The sequence below is a fragment of the Streptomyces sp. NPDC008317 genome (assembly GCF_042955955.1).
GTDB lineage: Bacteria > Actinomycetota > Actinomycetes > Streptomycetales > Streptomycetaceae > Actinacidiphila.
The window spans coordinates 323,345-339,956 of sequence record NZ_JBIBFQ010000006.1 but is presented as its reverse complement, the minus strand read 5'-3'; the positions used below and the strand labels follow the sequence as shown (position 1 = coordinate 339,956).

The window sequence follows — 16,612 nt, the reverse complement described above, 5'->3', positions numbered from 1 at the left end:
AATCCGCGCCGACGCGGGAGTCTTCCTCTCGACCGCACCATGCGAGAGGTGGACCGATGACGCATCCCACGAACAGTTCCACGACCGATCCGGCGGCGGGCCTGCGCGGCGTCCTGGAGCCGTACATCGACAACGGCACGATTCCGGGTGCGGTGGGTCTGGTGGCGCGCGGCGACCGGGTGGAGGTCGCAGCGGTCGGTTCCGCGCACCTTGAGGGCGCCGTGCCGATGGCCAGGGACGCGATCTTCCGGATCGCCTCCGTCAGCAAACCGATCACCGCCGCCGCCGTGATGATGCTCGTCGACGACGGCCGGATCGCGCTGGACGACCCCGTCGCCACCTGGCTGCCGGAACTGGCCGCGCCGGTCGTCGTCCGCACCCCGGACGCCCCGGTCGACGACGTGGTCCCGGCCGCCCGGCCGGTCACCGTGGCCGACGTGCTCACCTTCAGGGCCGGGCACGGCATGCCCAGCGACTTCTCACTCCCCGCCCTGCAACCGCTGTTCACCGAGCTGAAGCAGGGTCCGCCGCGGCTGTCGGGCTTCGCGGGCCCCGACGACTGGCTGGCGGCGCTGGCCCGTATCCCGATGCTCCACCAGCCGGGAGACGCCTGGCTGTACAACACCGGCTCGGACATCCAGGGCGCGTTGATCGCCCGGGTCTCGGGCCGCTCCTTCGCCGAGTTCCTCGCCGAGCGGATCTTCGAACCGCTCGGCATGGCCGACACCGGCTTCACCGTGGCCGCGACCGCGCTCGACCGGCTGACCAGCGCCTACGGGACGGGCGCGGACGGCGGTATCGAACTGTCGGACCCGCCGGGCGAGGAGTGGACCAAGGCGCCCGGTTTCACCTCGGGCGCGGGCGGCCTCGTCTCGACCGTCGACGACTGGTTCGCCTTCGCCCGCATGCTGCTCGCCGAGGGGACCGTGGACGGCCGCAGGCTGCTGTCCGCGCGGTCGGTGCGGATGATGGCCACCGACCACCTGACGCGGTCCCAGCGCGACGCGAGCGAGCTGTTCCTCGAAGGCCAAGGATGGGGCTTCGGCGGCTCGGTGGACGTCGCGGAGACCGACCCCTGGAACGTCCTCGGCCGCTACGGCTGGGTCGGCGGCAGCGGCACCACGGCGCACATCACGCCGTCGACCGGCGCTGTCAGCATTCTCTTCACGCAGCGCTCGATGACCGGCCCTACGCCGCCCCAGGTGATGCGGGACTTCTGGCGGTACGCGGCGGGGGTGTGAGGGCGCGTCCTGGACGGTGCGCTACGGGTCGTACGGGCCGCTCGGGGGCGCTCAGTTCTGCGCGGACGAGTTCTGCCGGAGCGTCTTGGTCAGGTCCACGAAGCCCGGCCGCGCCAGCACGAGCCGCCCGTCGCGTACCACCTGATAAGTGACCTTGGAGTTCACCATCCGGGAGTGGCTCGGGATGCCCAGCAGATCGGCCTGCGTCCAGCCGAGATCCGGGGTGAGGCCGCCGGTCGACAGGTGGGTCGTGGTGTCCATCGCGCGGTGCAGATTGTCCGCGTTCACGCTGACCTTCTCGTCCATCTCCCGCACCACCTTGGCGAAGACGGTGTACGCGACCCAGGTGGTCTGCACCCCGGGGTCGGCGACGTCGATCCGGTCGTCGCCGAACGCGTACTTCTTCACCACCGACTTCATCTCGGCCCACTTGGCGTCGGACGCGGGCGGGTACCAGCCGGTCACGTACGCGTTCTCCAGCGGGCTGCCCGCGCCGCCGGTCGAGTCCACCACCGACTGCTGCACGCTGCCGAGCACCGAGGACAGCCGCACTTTCGGCTGCTCCTCGCCGACCCGGCGCAGGGAGTCGAAGAAGGTGCTGGTGCGGTCGCCGAGCACCGCGGAGACACAGGTGGAGGGCTTGTTGTTGCCGACCGCGGCGGTGGCGATGTCGGTGTAGTCGTTGGAGTCGTCGGCCGTGAGCATGTCGCGCGCGGGCGGCCGGCCGCCGCTCTTGAGCCCCTGGTCGAGGAAGATCGGGAACTGGTCACCGGTGATCGTGTCGGGCCGCACCAGATTGACCTTCTTGCACAGGTCCGCCAACTGCCGTCCGCTGCCCGCCAGCAGCGCGGGCAGACCGCCGTTGACCGGGTACGACAGCAGGCTCTGGAACTCGTCGGCGGTGATGCCGTAGCCGCCGATGTACGGGATGCCGTTCGACTCCAGGGCGGTGGTGAAACTGCCGCCCTCTTCGCTGTAGGAACCGACAACCGCGACCGCGCCCGCCTTCGCCGCCTGCTGCGCGCAGTCCGTGACGGCGACCGCGTCATGGCGTTCGTTGCAGGTCAGCACCTTCAATTTGCGGCCGTTGAGACCGCCCTGCTCGTTGGTGTACTTCTCGAATGCCTGCGCCATGGCGAGCATTCCCGGCATATTGGTTGATTTCGTGTCGACCGGCGCCCACGTCATCACGACGAGCGGTCCCGTGGAGCCGCCCGAACCCCCGGGAAGCACACCGCACCCGCTGAGCAGCGCACTTGTGGTCAGCAGCGCGACGACAGCCGTGCGGACCCTGCGGATACGCCGTTCCCTCATGTCATGCGAAGATTCCGGCCCGCGCCCAACGCCGGGGTGACCACAAGCGAACGGACGGTCACTATCAGGTGAATTACGGGTGGCGTCGGTGGAGAACGTACGATGCGCCATTGTGCAAGGTTCGGAGAAGTCTTCCCGTCGCGGCCGTCACTCCTCCACGATGGGGGGCATGCCGCTCAATGACATGCCCTGGTGGCGCTGGCGCAGCAATGTGCGCTCCGCGCTGCACATGATCAGCGACCCGGTGTTCCAGCGGGAGGTCTGGCAGACCGGCCGCGAGGGATACGGGGACGTCACGGACGCCGTGTACCGGCTCGTCGAGGACACCTGGCTCGACAACTGGTCCGCCGAGAAGTACGTGGGCACGATCTTCCGCGACTCGCAGGAGGCCGCGCTCGTCGACGTCGCCGTGCTGCGCGTCCTCAAAATCCTGCACCAGGTGGGCGCCGACGCACCTGTCGCCGCCTATCTCGACCACCACGCCTGGCCGGAGGCGGTCCGCGCCGCCCGCGACGCCCACGTACGGATGTCCGCCGCCGACGGCGACGACCCGGACACGCCGCCGCGCTCGCTGGAGGTGCTGGCGATCTACATACGATCGGCGTGACCGTTGGATGTTCATACGTCCCCGGGCCGCACCTGGTGCGTGTTTTCCGGTGGCACCTGTTTTTCCCCGCGCCACCTGGCGCGCGATATCCGTGGGTTCCGCTTGACGGACAGTCCGACCTGAAGGGGTCGGTTTGTGCGAGGCTGACGGCGTGACCGAACAGCAGCCGCCGCAGCCAGACCCGCAGTACGTCCTCACCCTGTCCTGCCCGGACAAACAGGGCATCGTGCACGCGGTCTCCAGCTATCTCTTCATGACCGGTTGCAACATCGTCGACAGCCAGCAGTTCGGCGACCAGGACACCGGCCTGTTCTTCATGCGGGTGCACTTCTCGGCCGAGCAGGCGGTGACCGTGGACAAGCTGCGCGCCAGCTTCGCGGCGATCGCCGAGGCGTACCACATGGACTGGCGGATCCACCCGTCCGACGAGCGCATGCGGGTCGTGCTCATGGTCAGCAAGTTCGGGCACTGCCTCAACGACCTGCTCTTCCGCACCAGCATCGGCGCGCTGCCGGTCGAGATCGCCGCCGTGGTCTCCAACCACACCGACTTCCAGGAACTTGTGGGTTCCTACGGCGTTCCCTTCCACCATGTGCCGGTCACCAGGGACACCAAGGCCGAGGCCGAGGCGCGGCTGCTGGAGATCGTGCGCAAGGAGGGCGTCGAACTCGTCGTGCTCGCGCGCTACATGCAGGTGATCTCCGACAACCTGTGCCGTGAGCTGTCCGGTCAGATCATCAACATCCACCACTCCTTCCTGCCGAGCTTCAAGGGCGCCAAGCCCTACCACCAGGCGCACGCCCGCGGTGTGAAGCTCATCGGCGCCACCGCGCACTATGTGACGGCCGACCTCGACGAGGGGCCGATCATCGAGCAGGAGGTCGAGCGGGTCGGCCACGAGGTCACGCCGGAACAGCTCGTCGCCATCGGGCGCGATGTGGAGTGCCAGGCGCTGGCCCGCGCGGTGAAGTGGCACAGCGAGCACCGGGTGCTGCTCAACGGCCACCGCACGGTCGTCTTCGCCTGAGCGGAAGCTCTCTGCTTGAGCCTTCTGTCCGAGCTCTTCGCCTGAGCCTTCTGTCCGGGCTCTTCGCTTGAGCTCTCTGTCCGAGCGGGCTCTTCGCCCGGCCCTCGTCAGGGCACAGGCGTCCGTCTCAGAGGCGGGACAGGGACGCCGTGGCGAAGAGCACGTCACGGATGACGTCGCGGTCGCCGATCTGGCCGACCGCGATCCGCTCCGGCTCGATGTGACCCGCCGCCAACTGGCAGAACTCGACGCAGTCCATCGCCACATGGGCGACCATCTCCTCCGCCGACGCGACGGCGCCGGGCGAGTCCAGCGGCAGATACCACTGGCCGCCGCCCTTGCCCTCGACTTCGAGCAGCAGCGAACGGCCCGGCGTACCGGCCGTCACCAGATGCGTCGGCGAGGTGGTCAGACCGGCCCTGCGCCGGTCCGCCAGCGCCTCGGGCAGCAGCCGCGCGGCGAGGTCGATGATGCGGTTGAGATTGCGCGGCGCCGGGGGATCGTACGGATAGTCCACGGCCTCGGCGATGTCCGACGCGTGGATCCAGCACTCGAAGGCCCGGTCCAGGAAGGCGTCTTCCAGCGGCAGCGCGAACGAGCCGTAGTCGACGTCGAGCCCGCCCGCGCCGCCGCCCGCGAAGGAGACCGTACGCACCAGGCTGTGGCTCTGCTCGCGCCACAGGGAGCGCACGGTCGCTCCGGGCAGCATGCTGTGCGTCGCCCAGTGCGCGGCGGTGCGCTCGACCGGGGTGAGCGGGAAGTCGCCCATAGTGCGGGCGTTGCGCAGCCGGGCGCGGGAGGCGATGCCCATTCCGATGCCCAGGCCCAGGCCGCCGAGCCCGGAACGCGGCGGGTCCGCCGACGGGTCGCCGCCGTCCGGCGGCAGCCCGAGCGACCTGGCGATCAGGCTGTCCACGGCGGTGAGATGACCGATGACCTGCGCGACCGTGAACTCCGTCGACCGCTGCTCGCCGTCGTGCCACTTCAGCTCGACCGGTGCCTTCCAGTAGCCGTCGCCGAGGTCGCGCAGCAGCGCGTCCAGCCGGGCGGCCTCCGCGTCGAACGGTCCGGCCCACTCGGGCACCGGGATACGCGCCGGCCGACGGCCGAGGCAGCCTTCCAACACCCTTGCCCGCAGCAGCGGATCGAGGTCGAGCGAATCCTCCTGGTGCAGCAGACCCACCGCGTCCCGCAGTCGCAGCGCCTCATCCGCACAGGTGGCGCAGTCCGTCAGATGCACTTCGACCGCCAGCGCCTCGTCCTGCGAGCACACCGACAACGCCCACGCGCCGAGCAGCGACTTGAGGGTGCGGTGGTCGTAGTGCGGCAGTTGGGGCATCGGCTGGTGCGACTCCGCGGGTGGCTGCCGGTGCGCGGTCTCCCGCGTCTCGGGCTGTTCGCGCTGGTACGGGACGCGCGGCTCGCCGTCGTCCCCGCCGTGCGGGCCGTCGCCGTTGCGGAACGCGGGACCGCTCATCGTCGCCCTCGCTGTCCCCGGGGATCCAGCGGGTGGTCGTCGCCCTGCTCGCCCGGTTCCATGGCCGTGGACAGCAGTTGCAGCCCGAGCCGGAGCCGACGGCGCGCCTCGTCCTCGCTCACCCCGAGCCCGGCCGCCGCGGTGCGGTAGTCGACCCTTTCCCGGTAGGCCAGTTCGAGGGCGGCGCGCAGCGGCGCGGGCATCGAGGTGACGATGAAGTCGGCGCGGGCCGCCATGTTGGCCTCGCGTACCCGGGCCTCCACCTCGTCCGGCGTGGAACGGCCCCGGTTCGACTGCTGTCGCAGCCGGTGCACGGCCTGCCGCTGGGTGAGTGTCGCTATCCACGACCGCAGCGAGCCGTGCTTCGGGTCGTAGGCGTCCGGATTTTCCCAGATGTAGCCGAACACCTCGCGGGTGATGAGGTCGGCCGCGTCGTCGTCGTCCATCACGCGATAGGCCAGGCCGTGCACAAGTGAGGCGTACCGGTCGTACAGCTCGCCGAGTGCGGCTTCCTCACCGCGCGCCAGCCGCTGCTGCATCTTGCGGTCCCAGCGCGGTGGTGCGGGTGTCGCCATCTGCCGCCCCCTTGCCTCGTCGCCTGCTCTGTCGCCCCTTGCCCGGCCACCGACCGTAGCCGAGTGTGTTCAGCGTGCCCGAATGCGCTCAGGTCGAATGTAACGGGCACCTCCTGCGACGTGCGTCGCTTTGCACCAACCTGCTGCTGACTGTGATCGATTTTGGCGGTCTGTTATCCGGGTGTGACCGGAACATTGCAGAGTTACGACGGAGAACGGGCATAGGGTCATGGTGATGATGTTCCTGAAGTCGACGGCGAGGCGAGGTGGGAACCGGTGCTGGTGACCCAGGCCGAGCGAGACGGCTGGGTGGTGGTGACGGTCGCGGGTGAGATGGACCTGATCTCGTCTCCCGCGGTCCGGCAGAAGGTTCACGACGCGGTCGCCGCGGGGCGGCGCCGGGTGGTACTCGACCTCGTTGACGTGCGCTTCTGCGATTCCAGCGGAGTCGGTGTCCTGATCGGTGCCCGGCGGCTGATGCGCTCCTGTGCGGGCCGCCTGCGCATCGTGCTGCCAGAGGACGTTCCCACGGTGACGGCGCCCACCGAGGGCTACGGCGGCGGCGCGCACGTCAACCGGGTGCTGGCCGCCCTCGGCGTACGACGGCTCTTCGAGGTCTATCCGGATCTGGAAGCCGCGACGGACGACACCGCCAGGCCCCTCTCGGCCTGAACCGGCCTCTGCTGGCGGCCCCTTTCGGCCAATCTCGCTCGACTTCGCTCGCCTTCACCATTCCTCTCCTTTCCCCTTTCCTCCCCGTCCGTCTTCACTCGTGCGGGGACTCCCGCACCGCGTACGCGCCCAATGACGGCTCCAGTCGCGTGAAAGCCTCCCGCGCAATCCGTCCCAGCGCGTCGAACAACTCCCTTTCGGTCGTGCCCTGTCGCACCCGGCGCTGCGCCTCACCGAACAACAGCCTCAGCACCGTGCTGAGTTGGGCGGCGGCATGCCGCGGCTCGAAGGCGTCCGGCTCGTCGCCCACGGCCTCGGCGAGCGTGACGGACAGTGCCTGCTCCTGGTGGTCGTACATCTCGCGGAGGCGGGCGCGCAGCACCGGACTCTCGTCGATCAGCCGCGTGAATCCGGGCTGGGTCCAGCCGAGCAGCGCGTCGTGCCGCTCGACCGCTTCGAGGTAGTCCCGGCGCACCGCGTCCAGTGCGGACTCGCCGACGGGGCGGGCGGCGAAGGCGCGGGCGGGGCCGGTGATCACCTCTTCGTGCATGTCGAAGAACAGGTCCTCCTTGCGCGGGAAGTAGTTCGTGACGGTCATCTTCGAGACCCCGGCCGCCTCGGCGACGTCGGCGATCGTCGTCCCCTCGAAGCCCCGCTCGACGAAGAGGGCGGTGGCGGCGTGGGTGATGGTCTGCCGGGTCTGTTGCTTCTTGAACTCGCGGAGCTGGGCCATGGTTCCCACTTTAGTAGGTCGGACCTAAAAAAAGTCTTGACGGGCTGAGTGTGTCCGTCCTAAGTTTAGGTCCAACACAAGAAATAGAGGAAGAGGAGACCGTGATGACACTCCGACTGATGGCCGTCCACGCCCACCCCGACGACGAGTCCAGCAAGGGCGCCGCCACGCTCGCGCACTACGCGGCCCATGGGGTCGATGTCCTGGTCGTGACCTGCACGGGCGGGGAGCGCGGTGACGTGCTCAACCCGCTGCTGGACACACCGGAGGTCAGGGCCCGGCTGCCGGAGGTGCGACGACGGGAGATGGCCGCCGCGGCGGCCGTCCTCGGGGTGCGCCAACGGTTCCTCGGTTTCTCCGACTCGGGACTGCCCGGGCAGGGCGAGGCGCTGCCGGAGGGCTGCTTCGCCCGCGAGGATCCGCTGGTCGCGGCCGAGCGGCTGGTCGCGGTGGTCCGGGAGTTCCGGCCCCATGTCCTCGTCACCTACGACGAATCCGGCGGCTATCCACATCCGGACCATGTCCAGACCCATCGCGTCGCCGCCGAGGCGTTCGACGCGGCGGGGGACTCGGCATGCTTCCCGCTGGCGGGTCCGGTCTGGCAACCGCTGAAGCTGTACTACCAAGTGGCCTTCTCGCGCGCCTGGTTCGAGACCCTGCACCACGGCATGACGGCCCGAGGGCTCTCCTCCTCGATGGGCCAGGTGCTGGACGAGTGGCCCGACTGGGCGGTCGAGCTGCACCCGACGACCCGGATCCACTGCGAGGACCACTTCGCCACCCGCGACCGCGCCTTTCGCGCGCACGCCAGCCAGGCCGCTCCGGACAACCCCTTCTTCTCCCACCCTCGGGACCTCGAACGGGCCCTGTGGCCCACCGAGGACTACGTTCTCGCCCGCTCCTACATCCCGGCCAAGCTTCCGGAGACCGATCTCTTCGCCGGAATCAAGGAGTGACGGGCGGTGCGGGGAGGAAGGAGCGCGGGACGCGCGCCGCCGGTCGGGGCCTGGTCGGCCGGTCCGCTCAGTTCGGCCGCTCGTGAGTGTCGGCGAAGCGCTCGCGGAGCTTGAACTTGAGGACCTTGCGCAGGGTCTCGTTGCGGGGCAGGGCGTCCACGATCTCCAGTTGCTCGGGGAGTTTGTGGACGGCGAGCCCCGAGCGGCGCAGGTGGTCGGTAATGGTGGCCAGGGTGAGGGGATCGGCGCCCGGCGGCTGTTCGACCACGGCGCAGACGCGTTCACCACGGTCGGGATCCGGCAGGCCGATGACGGCGACATCGCCCACCGCCGGGTGCTGGTAGAGGAGTTCCTCGATCTCCTTGGCGGAGATGTTCTCGCCCTTGCGGATGATGACGTCCTTCAGGCGCCCGGTCAGGACGAGATGACCGGTCTCGGTGAGGCGGCCGAGGTCACCGGTGTGGAAGTAGCCCTGGGTGTCGAAGGCTTCGGCGGTCAAGGCGGGATCGGTGTAGCCGAGGCACACGGCCTCACCGCGCAGCAGCACCTCGCCGTCGTCGGCGATCCGGATCTCCATCGCGGCGGGCGGGCGGCCCTCGGTGGTGGCCCTTTGGTCGACGGTGTCACGGGGGGAGCCCATGGTGATCATCGGTGCCTCGGTCATGCCGTAACCGTGGGCGAGATCGCAGCCGAGTTCCCGGACGATCTCGTGGTAGAGCTCCGGCGGCTTGGGGGCGCCGCCTCCGGAGAGCAACCGCAGGGTGGGGATGAGTGTGCGGCCGGGCCGCTTGCGCTGCTCGGTGAGGAAGAGCGAGTAGAAGGCGGTGGAGCCGCCGGCCATGGTGACGCCGTGGGACCGGTAGGCGTCCAGAGAGGCGGGGAGGGCGAACTGTTCGAGGAGCAGGGCCGGAAAGCCGTACAGCAGCAGCATCACCAGATAGTCGGGTCCACCGATGTGAGCGAAGGGGAAGGCGATGGAACCGATGTCCTCGGGCCGCATCTCCAGCGCGTGGGCGAGACAGGAACCGCCCGCGATCAGACCGCGGTCGCAGTGCAGCACACCCTTGGGGTCCGATGTGGTGCCCGAGGTCCAGTAGATCCAGCGGACGGTGGTTCCGTCGGACGGCGGCGGGGGCAGGGTGCCGGAATCACCTTCGGGAAGGGAGTCGTAGGCGACCAGGACGGACGGGCGGTCGGCGAGATCGAGGCGGTCGGCCATGGCGGTGTAGTCGAAGCCGCGCCAGGTGCCGGGTACGGCGAAGAACTCGGCCCGTGTGCGGCTGAGGGCGTAACCGACCTCGCGGTCGCGGTAGATGGGGATGACCGGGATCTGCACCGCCCCGAGCCGGGCCAGGGCCAGGGAGAGGACGACGGTCTCGACGCGGGTGGGCAGTTGCCAGGCGAAGCGGCTGCCGGGCCGCACCCCGAGTCCGTACAGGCCGGCGGCGACGCGCAGCGCCCGTGCGCGCAGTTCGCCGAAGGTGACGCGGCGGTCCTCGGCGTCGAACAGCACGGGGGCGTCGGGGCTGAGGGCGGCGCGGCGGTCCAGTAGCTCCCACAGGGTCCGGGAGTCGCTGAGTGTCGCGATGGTCGGATCCATGCCGATCGCCTCCCGGCACCATAGCTGACGTAGCGTCAGAATTCTCAGAAGGGTAAGTCGCCGCCGCTTGTCGGTCCAGAGGTGGGTCGATACGGTAGATCTGACGGTCCATCAGATCAGATGCCTCGTCAGATCGGCGATCGGAAGCGTCATCCGGATGCAGTGAGGGAGTGGCCGATGGAACTGCCCAGGATCATCAGCGTGGACGATCATGTGATCGAGCCCGCGCATCTCTTCTCGACCTGGCTGCCGGAGAAGTTCCGCGAGCGGGGACCGCAGCCGCTGACGGCGGGGATCGGTGAACTGGCCTACATCGGTGGGAAGTACCGGATCACGATGGATCCGGATGGACCGCCCGCCGACTGGTGGATCTACGAGGACCTGAAGTTCCCGTACAAGCGGAACATCGCGGCGGTGGGTTTCTCGCGGGACGAGATGACGCTGGACGGGATCACGCGGGAGGAGATGCGGCGCGGGTGCTGGGACCCGGTCGAGCGGTTGAAGGACATGGATCTCAATCATGTGGAGGGGTCGTTGTGCTTCCCGACGTTCCCGCGCTTTTGCGGGCAGACGTTCGCGGAGGCGCACGACAAGGAGGTGGCTCTGGCGTGTGTGCGGGCCTACAACGACTGGATGGTGGAGGAGTGGTGCGGTGACAGCGGGGGCCGGCTGATCCCGTTGTGCCTGATCCCTTTGTGGGACGTGGAGTTGGCGGTGGCGGAGATCCGCCGGAACGCCGCGCGGGGGGTGCGGGCGGTCACCTTCAGCGAGATCCCGACGTATCTGGGGCTGCCGTCGATCCACTCCGGCTACTGGGACCCGTTCTTCGCTGCCTGCGAGGAGACCGGCACGGTGGTGAACATGCACATCGGGTCGTCGTCGCAGATGCCCGCCGCGTCCCCCGACGCGCCCCCGGCGGTGCAGGCGAGTCTGAGCTTCAACAACGCGATGGCGTCGATGATGGACTTCCTGTTCTCCGGGGTGCTGGTGAAGTTCCCGCGCCTGACGCTGGCCTACAGCGAGGGGCAGATGGGGTGGGTGCCCTACGCGCTGGAGCGGGCCGACGACGTGTGGCGCGAGCACCGGGCCTGGGGCGGGGTCAAGGACCTGATACCGGAGCCGCCGTCCACGTACTACCGCAGGCAGATCTACTGCTGCTTCTTCCGCGACATGCACGGTGTCGCCTCGCTGGACACCATCGGCGAGGACAACGCGATGTTCGAGACCGACTACCCGCACGTCGACTCGACCTGGCCCCATACCAAGCAGGTCGCCGCCGACCACATGGCGGGGCTGTCGGACGAGGTCACGTACAAGCTGCTGCGCGGCAACGCCATCCGGATGCTGGGCCTCGACCTTGACCGGTGAGGCAGTTGGCGAAGCCGCCGGCGGTGCCGGGATCGCCCACGGCCTGGTGGTCGCCGTCACCGGGGCCGCGCGCGGGATCGGCAGGGAGCACGCGCTGGCCTTCGCCGCCGAGGGCGCCCGGGTCGTCGTCAACGACGTGGAGTCGGCAGCCGAGGTGGTGGCCGAAATCCGGGCGGCGGGCGGTGAGGCGGTCGCGCACGAGCGGTCGGTCGGGGAGTGGGCGGGCGCGCGGTCGCTGGTGGGCGCGGCGGTGGAGCACTGGGGCCGGCTGGACGTGCTGGTCAACAACGCGGGGGTGCTGCGGGACCGGATGCTGGTCTCGATGACGGAGGAGGAGTGGGACACGGTCGTACAGGTCCATCTCAAGGGGCACTTCGCGACGTTGCGGCACGCGGCGGCGCACTGGCGGGAGCGGAGCAAGGCGGGTGAGAAAGTGAACGCGAGCGTGATCAACACGACCTCGGGCGCGGGGCTGCTCGGCAGCGTCGGCCAGGCCAACTACGCCGCCGCCAAAGCCGCGATCACCGCGCTCACCCAGGTCGCGGCGGTGGAGCTGGCGCGCTACGGCGTCACCGTCAACGCCATCGCGCCCGCCGCCAGGACGCGGATGACCGAGGAGGCGATGCCGGACCTGGTCGCCCGGCCCGCCACCGGCTTCGACGTCTACCACCCGGCCAACGTCTCCCCGCTGGTCGTCTGGCTCGCGGGACCCGAGGCACGCGAGGTCACCGGGCGGGTCTTCGAGGTCGAGGGCGGCGCCGTATCGGTCGCCGACGGCTGGCGGCACGGCCCTCGGACCGACGTGGGACGCCGTTGGCGGCCGGTCGAACTCGGTCCCGTGGTCGGCGCGTTGCTCGCCGAGGCGACCCCGCCGGAACCCGTCTACGGAACGGGGTGAGCGGACCGTGGACCTCGCATACACCGACGAGGAAGAGGAGTTCCGCGCCCGACTGCGCGCCTGGCTCGGCAAAGCGCTGCCCACCCTGCCGCCACCACCCGACCCCCGCGACTGGCCGGGACGGCGCGCGTACGACACGGGCTGGCAGCGGCTGCTGTACGACGCCGGATACGCGGGACTGCACTGGCCCGAGGACGCCGGGGGCCGCGGCGCCACCCCCACCCAGCACCTGATCTACCTGGAGGAGACCGAGCGGGCCGGAGCGCCGTACGTGGGCGCGAATTTCGTCGGGCTGCTGCACGCCGGGCCCACCATCGCGGCCGAGGGCACCGAGCGGCAGCGCCGCCGCTGGCTGCCGCCGATCCTGCGGGGCGAGGAGGTGTGGTGCCAGGGGTTCAGCGAGCCGGACGCCGGTTCCGACCTCGCGTCCCTGCGCACCCGCGCGGTCCGCGACGGCGACGCGTACGTCGTCACCGGCTCCAAGATCTGGACCTCGCACGCCGAAGTCGCCGACTGGTGCGAGCTGTTGGTGCGCACCACCCCGCGCGCCGACGGCACGCCCAAGCACCACGGCATCAGCTGGCTGGCGATGCCGATGAACGCGCCGGGAGTACGGGTACGGCCGCTGCGGACACTCGCCGGATCGACGGAATTCGCGGAGATGTTCCTGGACGAGGTCCGGGTGCCGGTCGGCAACCGATTGGGGGCGCAGAACGACGGCTGGCGGGTCACCATGGTGACGCTGTCCTTCGAGCGCGGCACCGCGTTCGTCGGCGAAGTCGTCGCCTGTCGCCGCACCCTCGGCGAGGTCGCCCGCGCGGCCCGCGCCAACGGCACATGGGACGACCCCGCCGTCCGCCGCGCGCTCGGCCGACTCGCGGCCGAATTCTCCGTCCTGTGGCGCCTCACCCAGTGGAACGTCAGCGCCTCCCAGCACGCCCTGCGCACCGGCGGAAGCGCCGTCCCCGGCACCGGCGCCTCCGTCTTCAAGCTCCGCTACTCGCAGGCGAGGCAACTCCTCTACGACACCGCCGCCACCGTCCTCGGCCCCCTCGCCCCCGACGCCGACCACCCGTGGACGGCCGAACGCCTCAGCTCGCTGTCCTACACGATCGCCGCGGGCACCTCGCAGATCCAGCACAACATCGTCGCCGAACGCCTCCTCGGCCTGCCCAAGGAGCCGCGAGGGTTACCGGAGAGGAGCGCACCGCCATGGACTTCCGGCTGACCGACGACCAGCGTGCCCTGGTCGGCGCGTTGCGGGACCTGCTGGCCGCCCGCTTCGACCGGACAGCCCTGCGCGCCGCCGTGGACGCGGCCGAGGCGGAAGGCGGTACCGCCATCCCGCCACGGGACATCTGGCGAGCCCTCGGCGAGACCGGCTTCTTCGGGCTGCGCCTGCCCGAGGCGGACGGCGGCGTCGGGCTCGGGCTGCCGGAGGCCGCGCTGCTCTTCGAGGAGGCGGGCGGCGCGCTGGTGCCCGGCCCGCTGACCGCCACCCACCTCGCGGCGGGAGTGGTACCGGGGGCCGCGACCGGCGAGGCCGTGGTCACCCTGCTCGACGCGAGGGGAGCGGGCCCGCACTCCGTCGCCCACCTCGACGCGGCAGACGCCGTCCTCGTCCTCACCGGCACCGGCACCGGCAGCGCTACAGCCCAAGCCGCGGCCGAGGCCGAGGTCACGGTCACGGTCGCCGAGGCGTCCGCCGTACGGCGGCACGCCGAGCCGCTGCGGTCGGTGGACCCGCTGACCCCGCTGCATCTGCTCGCCATGGCGGACATATCGGAAATAGCGGTGAGCGGGACCGTGCCCGTGCGGGCCGTCGCGTTACGGCGTGAGGCGGCCGTGCTGGAGGCCGCGCAACGGGTGGGGAGCGCGGGGCGGATGGTGCGTATGGCAGTGCAACACGCCCGGGAGCGGGAGCAGTTCGGACGACCGATCGGCTCCTTCCAGGCGGTCAAGCACCTCTGCGCCGAGATGCTGGTCCGCGCCGAACTGGCCCGTACCGCGCTCTACGCGGCGGCCGTCACCGCCGACCCGTACGAGACCGCCGCCGCGCGCCTGCTCGCCGACGAGGCGGCGACCCGTAACGCACGCGACTGCCTGCAGGTCTTCGGCGGCATGGGCTTCACCTGGGAGGCGGATGTACAGCTGCACATCAAGCGCTCCTGGATACCCTCCGTGTGCGGCCAGGAGTCGGCGGCTGACGAGGACATGCTCGCCGAATGGCTGCTGTGATGACGCTGCGCACACACCGTGGCCGTTCGCTGACCCTCCGATTACGGAGTGTCCGCACGGTGTTGTGTCCGATGCGTGACTTGCCACGCAGTGGAGTCGGCGAACACCTCGGGTACGCTCCATCGGGTGCGTGTTGGTTCCAGGCTGCCCAGAGGCGCCGTCCGGCTGAGTCGGACGGGCGTCACGGCTGGGCGTTCGAATCCCCGTCGGAAGTGCCGCACAGTATGCAGCACACGTACTCCGTTGCGCTGGAATATGCCCGAAGCGCTTGTTGGCGTGACTGTAGGTCAATCATGCTGTGTTGTGCCGGGGTCACGCACGGTGATCTCGGGCAGAAGCGAGGCGTTGTGTCCGCCGGTTCGGATGGTGTGAGCGGTGCAGGTGCTTCAGGTGCAGCTTGAGGTCGGTGTGGACCCCGCGGAGGTGGGACGGGCGCGTCGCTGGGCGCGGTCCCGGCTCGTGGGTTCGGGTATAGGAGCCGACGAGCCGGTCGCGGAGACGCTGATCCTGCTCATCTCCGAGCTGGTGACGAACGCGGTGGTGCACACCGGCTGCCCCGCCGTCCTGCGGATGCTGTTCCCCTCGGCGCCCGCCTCTCCGGTGCGGGTCGAGGTGTCCGACAGCAGCGAGGCCCCGCCCGCCCCCCGGCACGCGCACCGCGACGAGACCGGTGGTCGCGGCCTGGAGCTGGTCGACGGCCTCGCCGACCGCTGGGGCTGGCAGCCGGAAGGCGCGGGCAAGCAGATCTGGTGCGAGGTCGACCGCCGTCAGGCCACGGTCCTCACCTAGGACGCGGGGGCGTCGGACCGCACGCCCCGCCGTACAGCCACCGCACCGCGCGCCCGACTCGTAGGACCAGCACCAGCGTCAGCACCCCCGTCTGCCCCGTGCCATCCCAGGGGCCAGGACCAGGGTCAGGGCCACCGCACCGCTCACAGGACCGCCACCGGAGCCACCGGCGCGCCCGTCCCGCCCACGAAGGGCTCCGGCGTGGCATCGAGCCAGAACGCGTAACGCCCCTCCTCGGCGCAGGCCGCCGACAGGCCCTCCAGATTCCAGTTCTGGCCCTGGAGCATGCCCATCTCGACCAGGTCGAGCCCGTGCACCGCCAGCCACAGATTCTCGACCTCCGGCGGGAAGATCTCGAAGGTCAGCGTGTCGTTGGCGACCGCCGCGACATCCCGCGCGTGGAACCACTCCGGTGTGCGGATCGACAGGCCGGGCGACGGATACGCGTACGCCTCCTTGTCGCCGCCGAGATACGCCCGCATCTGGCCGGTCCGCACCAGCACCACATCCCCGGCCCGTACCGCCGTGCCCGCCAACTCCTCCGCCGCGCAGAGGTCTTCCGGGGTCACGGCGTGGTCGCCGGGCAGCCGGTCGACGCCGAGCGCGCGGGCCACATCCAGCAGCACGCCGCGCGACACCACGGAGGTCACCTTCTCGACGCCGCTGAAGGCGGCGCCCGCGTGCGCGGTCACCGAGTCGGCCGGGCGCCCGTTGTAGATCAGGCCCGAGTGCGAGACGTGGGGGAGGCCGTCCCAGTGCGTCCCGGCCTGAAGGCCGAGGGTCACCACGTCGTCGCTGGTCGCGATGGTGCCGGGCCCGAAGATCTCCTGGTTGAGCGCGACCATCGTGCGCAGCGGATTGACCCGGCCGGGGATCAGCCCGGTCTGTACGCCGTCCTGCCGCAGCGGCAGCGCGAGCGGCACGCGGCGGCCACCGCGTACGGTCGCGGCGGCGGCGCGCACCACCTCGTCGGTGATCAGGTTGAGGGTGCCGATCTCGTCGTCGGCGCCCCAGCGGCCCCAGTTGTTGACCCGGCGGGCGATGTCGAGGAACGCGTCGGGGAGGGCCACCGGAATCTCCAGATCGTGTGAGGGGTCGCGTACGCGGTCGTGTACGG

The 16,612-nt window shown here is 70.3% G+C and carries 16 protein-coding genes; 10 read left to right on the top strand and 6 right to left on the bottom strand.

Annotated features, from left to right (window positions below):
• Window positions 1-56: 56 nt before the first annotated feature.
• Window positions 57-1,241, top strand: coding sequence for a serine hydrolase (locus tag ACFY9V_RS21675; RefSeq protein WP_391162453.1), 1,185 nt, complete (start codon window positions 57-59; stop codon window positions 1,239-1,241).
• A 51-nt stretch (window positions 1,242-1,292) separates the two neighbouring features.
• On the opposite strand, the gene ACFY9V_RS21670 is transcribed toward ACFY9V_RS21675, so the two are convergent.
• A complete protein-coding gene (locus ACFY9V_RS21670) occupies window positions 1,293-2,555 on the bottom strand; it encodes an ABC transporter substrate-binding protein (protein WP_391162452.1) in 1,263 nt (420 codons plus the stop codon).
• A gap of 160 nt (window positions 2,556-2,715) precedes the next feature.
• On the opposite strand from ACFY9V_RS21670, the gene ACFY9V_RS21665 reads away from it, so the two are divergent.
• Window positions 2,716-3,162, top strand: coding sequence for a hypothetical protein (locus ACFY9V_RS21665; protein ID WP_355337548.1), 447 nt, complete (start codon window positions 2,716-2,718; stop codon window positions 3,160-3,162).
• 151 nt (window positions 3,163-3,313) lie between these two features.
• Window positions 3,314-4,189 carry a formyltetrahydrofolate deformylase gene (purU, locus tag ACFY9V_RS21660; RefSeq protein ID WP_188279924.1) on the top strand — a complete coding sequence of 292 codons (876 nt, stop codon included), beginning with the start codon at window positions 3,314-3,316 and terminating at the stop codon, window positions 4,187-4,189.
• A 127-nt stretch (window positions 4,190-4,316) separates the two neighbouring features.
• On the opposite strand, the gene ACFY9V_RS21655 is transcribed toward purU, so the two are convergent.
• Window positions 4,317-5,666 carry a maleylpyruvate isomerase N-terminal domain-containing protein gene (locus ACFY9V_RS21655; protein WP_391162451.1) on the bottom strand — a complete coding sequence of 450 codons (1,350 nt, stop codon included), beginning with the start codon at window positions 5,664-5,666 and terminating at the stop codon, window positions 4,317-4,319.
• Window positions 5,663-6,241: a sigma-70 family RNA polymerase sigma factor gene (locus ACFY9V_RS21650; RefSeq protein ID WP_391162449.1), complete on the bottom strand. Its 579-nt coding sequence runs from the start codon at window positions 6,239-6,241 to the stop codon at window positions 5,663-5,665. Before ACFY9V_RS21650 ends, ACFY9V_RS21655 begins: the two co-directional genes overlap by 4 nt.
• A gap of 282 nt (window positions 6,242-6,523) precedes the next feature.
• Here ACFY9V_RS21650 and ACFY9V_RS21645 point away from each other — a divergent pair, with 282 nt between their 5' ends.
• Window positions 6,524-6,913, top strand: a complete 390-nt coding sequence (locus tag ACFY9V_RS21645) for an anti-sigma factor antagonist (RefSeq protein WP_391043574.1) — start codon at window positions 6,524-6,526, stop codon at window positions 6,911-6,913.
• 94 nt (window positions 6,914-7,007) lie between these two features.
• Here the strand turns inward: ACFY9V_RS21645 and ACFY9V_RS21640 are convergent, their stop codons facing one another.
• Window positions 7,008-7,646 carry a TetR family transcriptional regulator gene (locus ACFY9V_RS21640; protein WP_355337558.1) on the bottom strand — a complete coding sequence of 213 codons (639 nt, stop codon included), beginning with the start codon at window positions 7,644-7,646 and terminating at the stop codon, window positions 7,008-7,010.
• A gap of 104 nt (window positions 7,647-7,750) precedes the next feature.
• Here ACFY9V_RS21640 and mca point away from each other — a divergent pair, with 104 nt between their 5' ends.
• On the top strand, window positions 7,751-8,602 hold the full coding sequence (mca, locus tag ACFY9V_RS21635; RefSeq protein WP_391162448.1) for a mycothiol conjugate amidase Mca: 852 nt from the start codon (window positions 7,751-7,753) through the stop codon (window positions 8,600-8,602).
• Window positions 8,603-8,669: 67 nt separating this feature from the next.
• Here the strand turns inward: mca and ACFY9V_RS21630 are convergent, their stop codons facing one another.
• A complete protein-coding gene (locus tag ACFY9V_RS21630; protein WP_391162447.1) occupies window positions 8,670-10,202 on the bottom strand; it encodes an AMP-binding protein in 1,533 nt (510 codons plus the stop codon).
• Between the two features lie 177 nt (window positions 10,203-10,379).
• Between ACFY9V_RS21630 and ACFY9V_RS21625 the strand changes: the two genes are divergently transcribed.
• The 5 genes from ACFY9V_RS21625 to ACFY9V_RS21605 all read left to right on the top strand — a co-directional run bounded on the left by ACFY9V_RS21625 (window position 10,380) and on the right by ACFY9V_RS21605 (window position 15,495).
• Entirely contained in the window at window positions 10,380-11,570 is a 1,191-nt protein-coding gene (locus ACFY9V_RS21625; RefSeq protein WP_391162446.1) for an amidohydrolase family protein, read from the top strand.
• Window positions 11,560-12,468: an SDR family oxidoreductase gene (locus ACFY9V_RS21620; protein WP_391162445.1), complete on the top strand. Its 909-nt coding sequence runs from the start codon at window positions 11,560-11,562 to the stop codon at window positions 12,466-12,468. Before ACFY9V_RS21625 ends, ACFY9V_RS21620 begins: the two co-directional genes overlap by 11 nt.
• A gap of 7 nt (window positions 12,469-12,475) precedes the next feature.
• The gene (locus ACFY9V_RS21615; RefSeq protein WP_391162444.1) at window positions 12,476-13,696 is read left to right on the top strand and encodes an acyl-CoA dehydrogenase family protein; all 1,221 of its coding nucleotides are present in this window, start codon (window positions 12,476-12,478) and stop codon (window positions 13,694-13,696) included.
• Window positions 13,681-14,706, top strand: coding sequence for an acyl-CoA dehydrogenase family protein (locus ACFY9V_RS21610; RefSeq protein WP_391162443.1), 1,026 nt, complete (start codon window positions 13,681-13,683; stop codon window positions 14,704-14,706). Before ACFY9V_RS21615 ends, ACFY9V_RS21610 begins: the two co-directional genes overlap by 16 nt.
• Window positions 14,707-15,081: 375 nt before the next feature.
• Complete coding sequence (locus tag ACFY9V_RS21605; protein ID WP_355337579.1) at window positions 15,082-15,495, top strand: ATP-binding protein; 414 nt, start codon at window positions 15,082-15,084, stop codon at window positions 15,493-15,495.
• 143 nt (window positions 15,496-15,638) lie between these two features.
• Here ACFY9V_RS21605 and ACFY9V_RS21600 read toward each other — a convergent pair whose 3' ends face one another.
• The gene (locus tag ACFY9V_RS21600) at window positions 15,639-16,565 is read right to left on the bottom strand and encodes a cyclase family protein (RefSeq protein WP_391162442.1); all 927 of its coding nucleotides are present in this window, start codon (window positions 16,563-16,565) and stop codon (window positions 15,639-15,641) included.
• Window positions 16,566-16,612: the final 47 nt, after the last annotated feature.

Excerpts from the sequence above, each read along its gene's own strand:
- ACFY9V_RS21675 (WP_391162453.1), top strand. The coding sequence starts at position 57 with ATGACGCATCCCACGAACAGTTCCACGACCGATCCGGCGGCGGGCCTG.
- ACFY9V_RS21670 (WP_391162452.1), bottom strand. The coding sequence starts at position 2,555 with ATGAGGGAACGGCGTATCCGCAGGGTCCGCACGGCTGTCGTCGCGCTG.
- ACFY9V_RS21665 (WP_355337548.1), top strand. The coding sequence starts at position 2,716 with ATGGGGGGCATGCCGCTCAATGACATGCCCTGGTGGCGCTGGCGCAGC.
- ACFY9V_RS21655 (WP_391162451.1), bottom strand. The coding sequence starts at position 5,666 with ATGAGCGGTCCCGCGTTCCGCAACGGCGACGGCCCGCACGGCGGGGAC.
- ACFY9V_RS21650 (WP_391162449.1), bottom strand. The coding sequence starts at position 6,241 with ATGGCGACACCCGCACCACCGCGCTGGGACCGCAAGATGCAGCAGCGG.
- ACFY9V_RS21640 (WP_355337558.1), bottom strand. The coding sequence starts at position 7,646 with ATGGCCCAGCTCCGCGAGTTCAAGAAGCAACAGACCCGGCAGACCATC.
- mca (WP_391162448.1), top strand. The coding sequence starts at position 7,751 with ATGACACTCCGACTGATGGCCGTCCACGCCCACCCCGACGACGAGTCC.
- ACFY9V_RS21630 (WP_391162447.1), bottom strand. The coding sequence starts at position 10,202 with ATGGATCCGACCATCGCGACACTCAGCGACTCCCGGACCCTGTGGGAG.
- ACFY9V_RS21625 (WP_391162446.1), top strand. The coding sequence starts at position 10,380 with ATGGAACTGCCCAGGATCATCAGCGTGGACGATCATGTGATCGAGCCC.
- ACFY9V_RS21610 (WP_391162443.1), top strand. The coding sequence starts at position 13,681 with ATGGACTTCCGGCTGACCGACGACCAGCGTGCCCTGGTCGGCGCGTTG.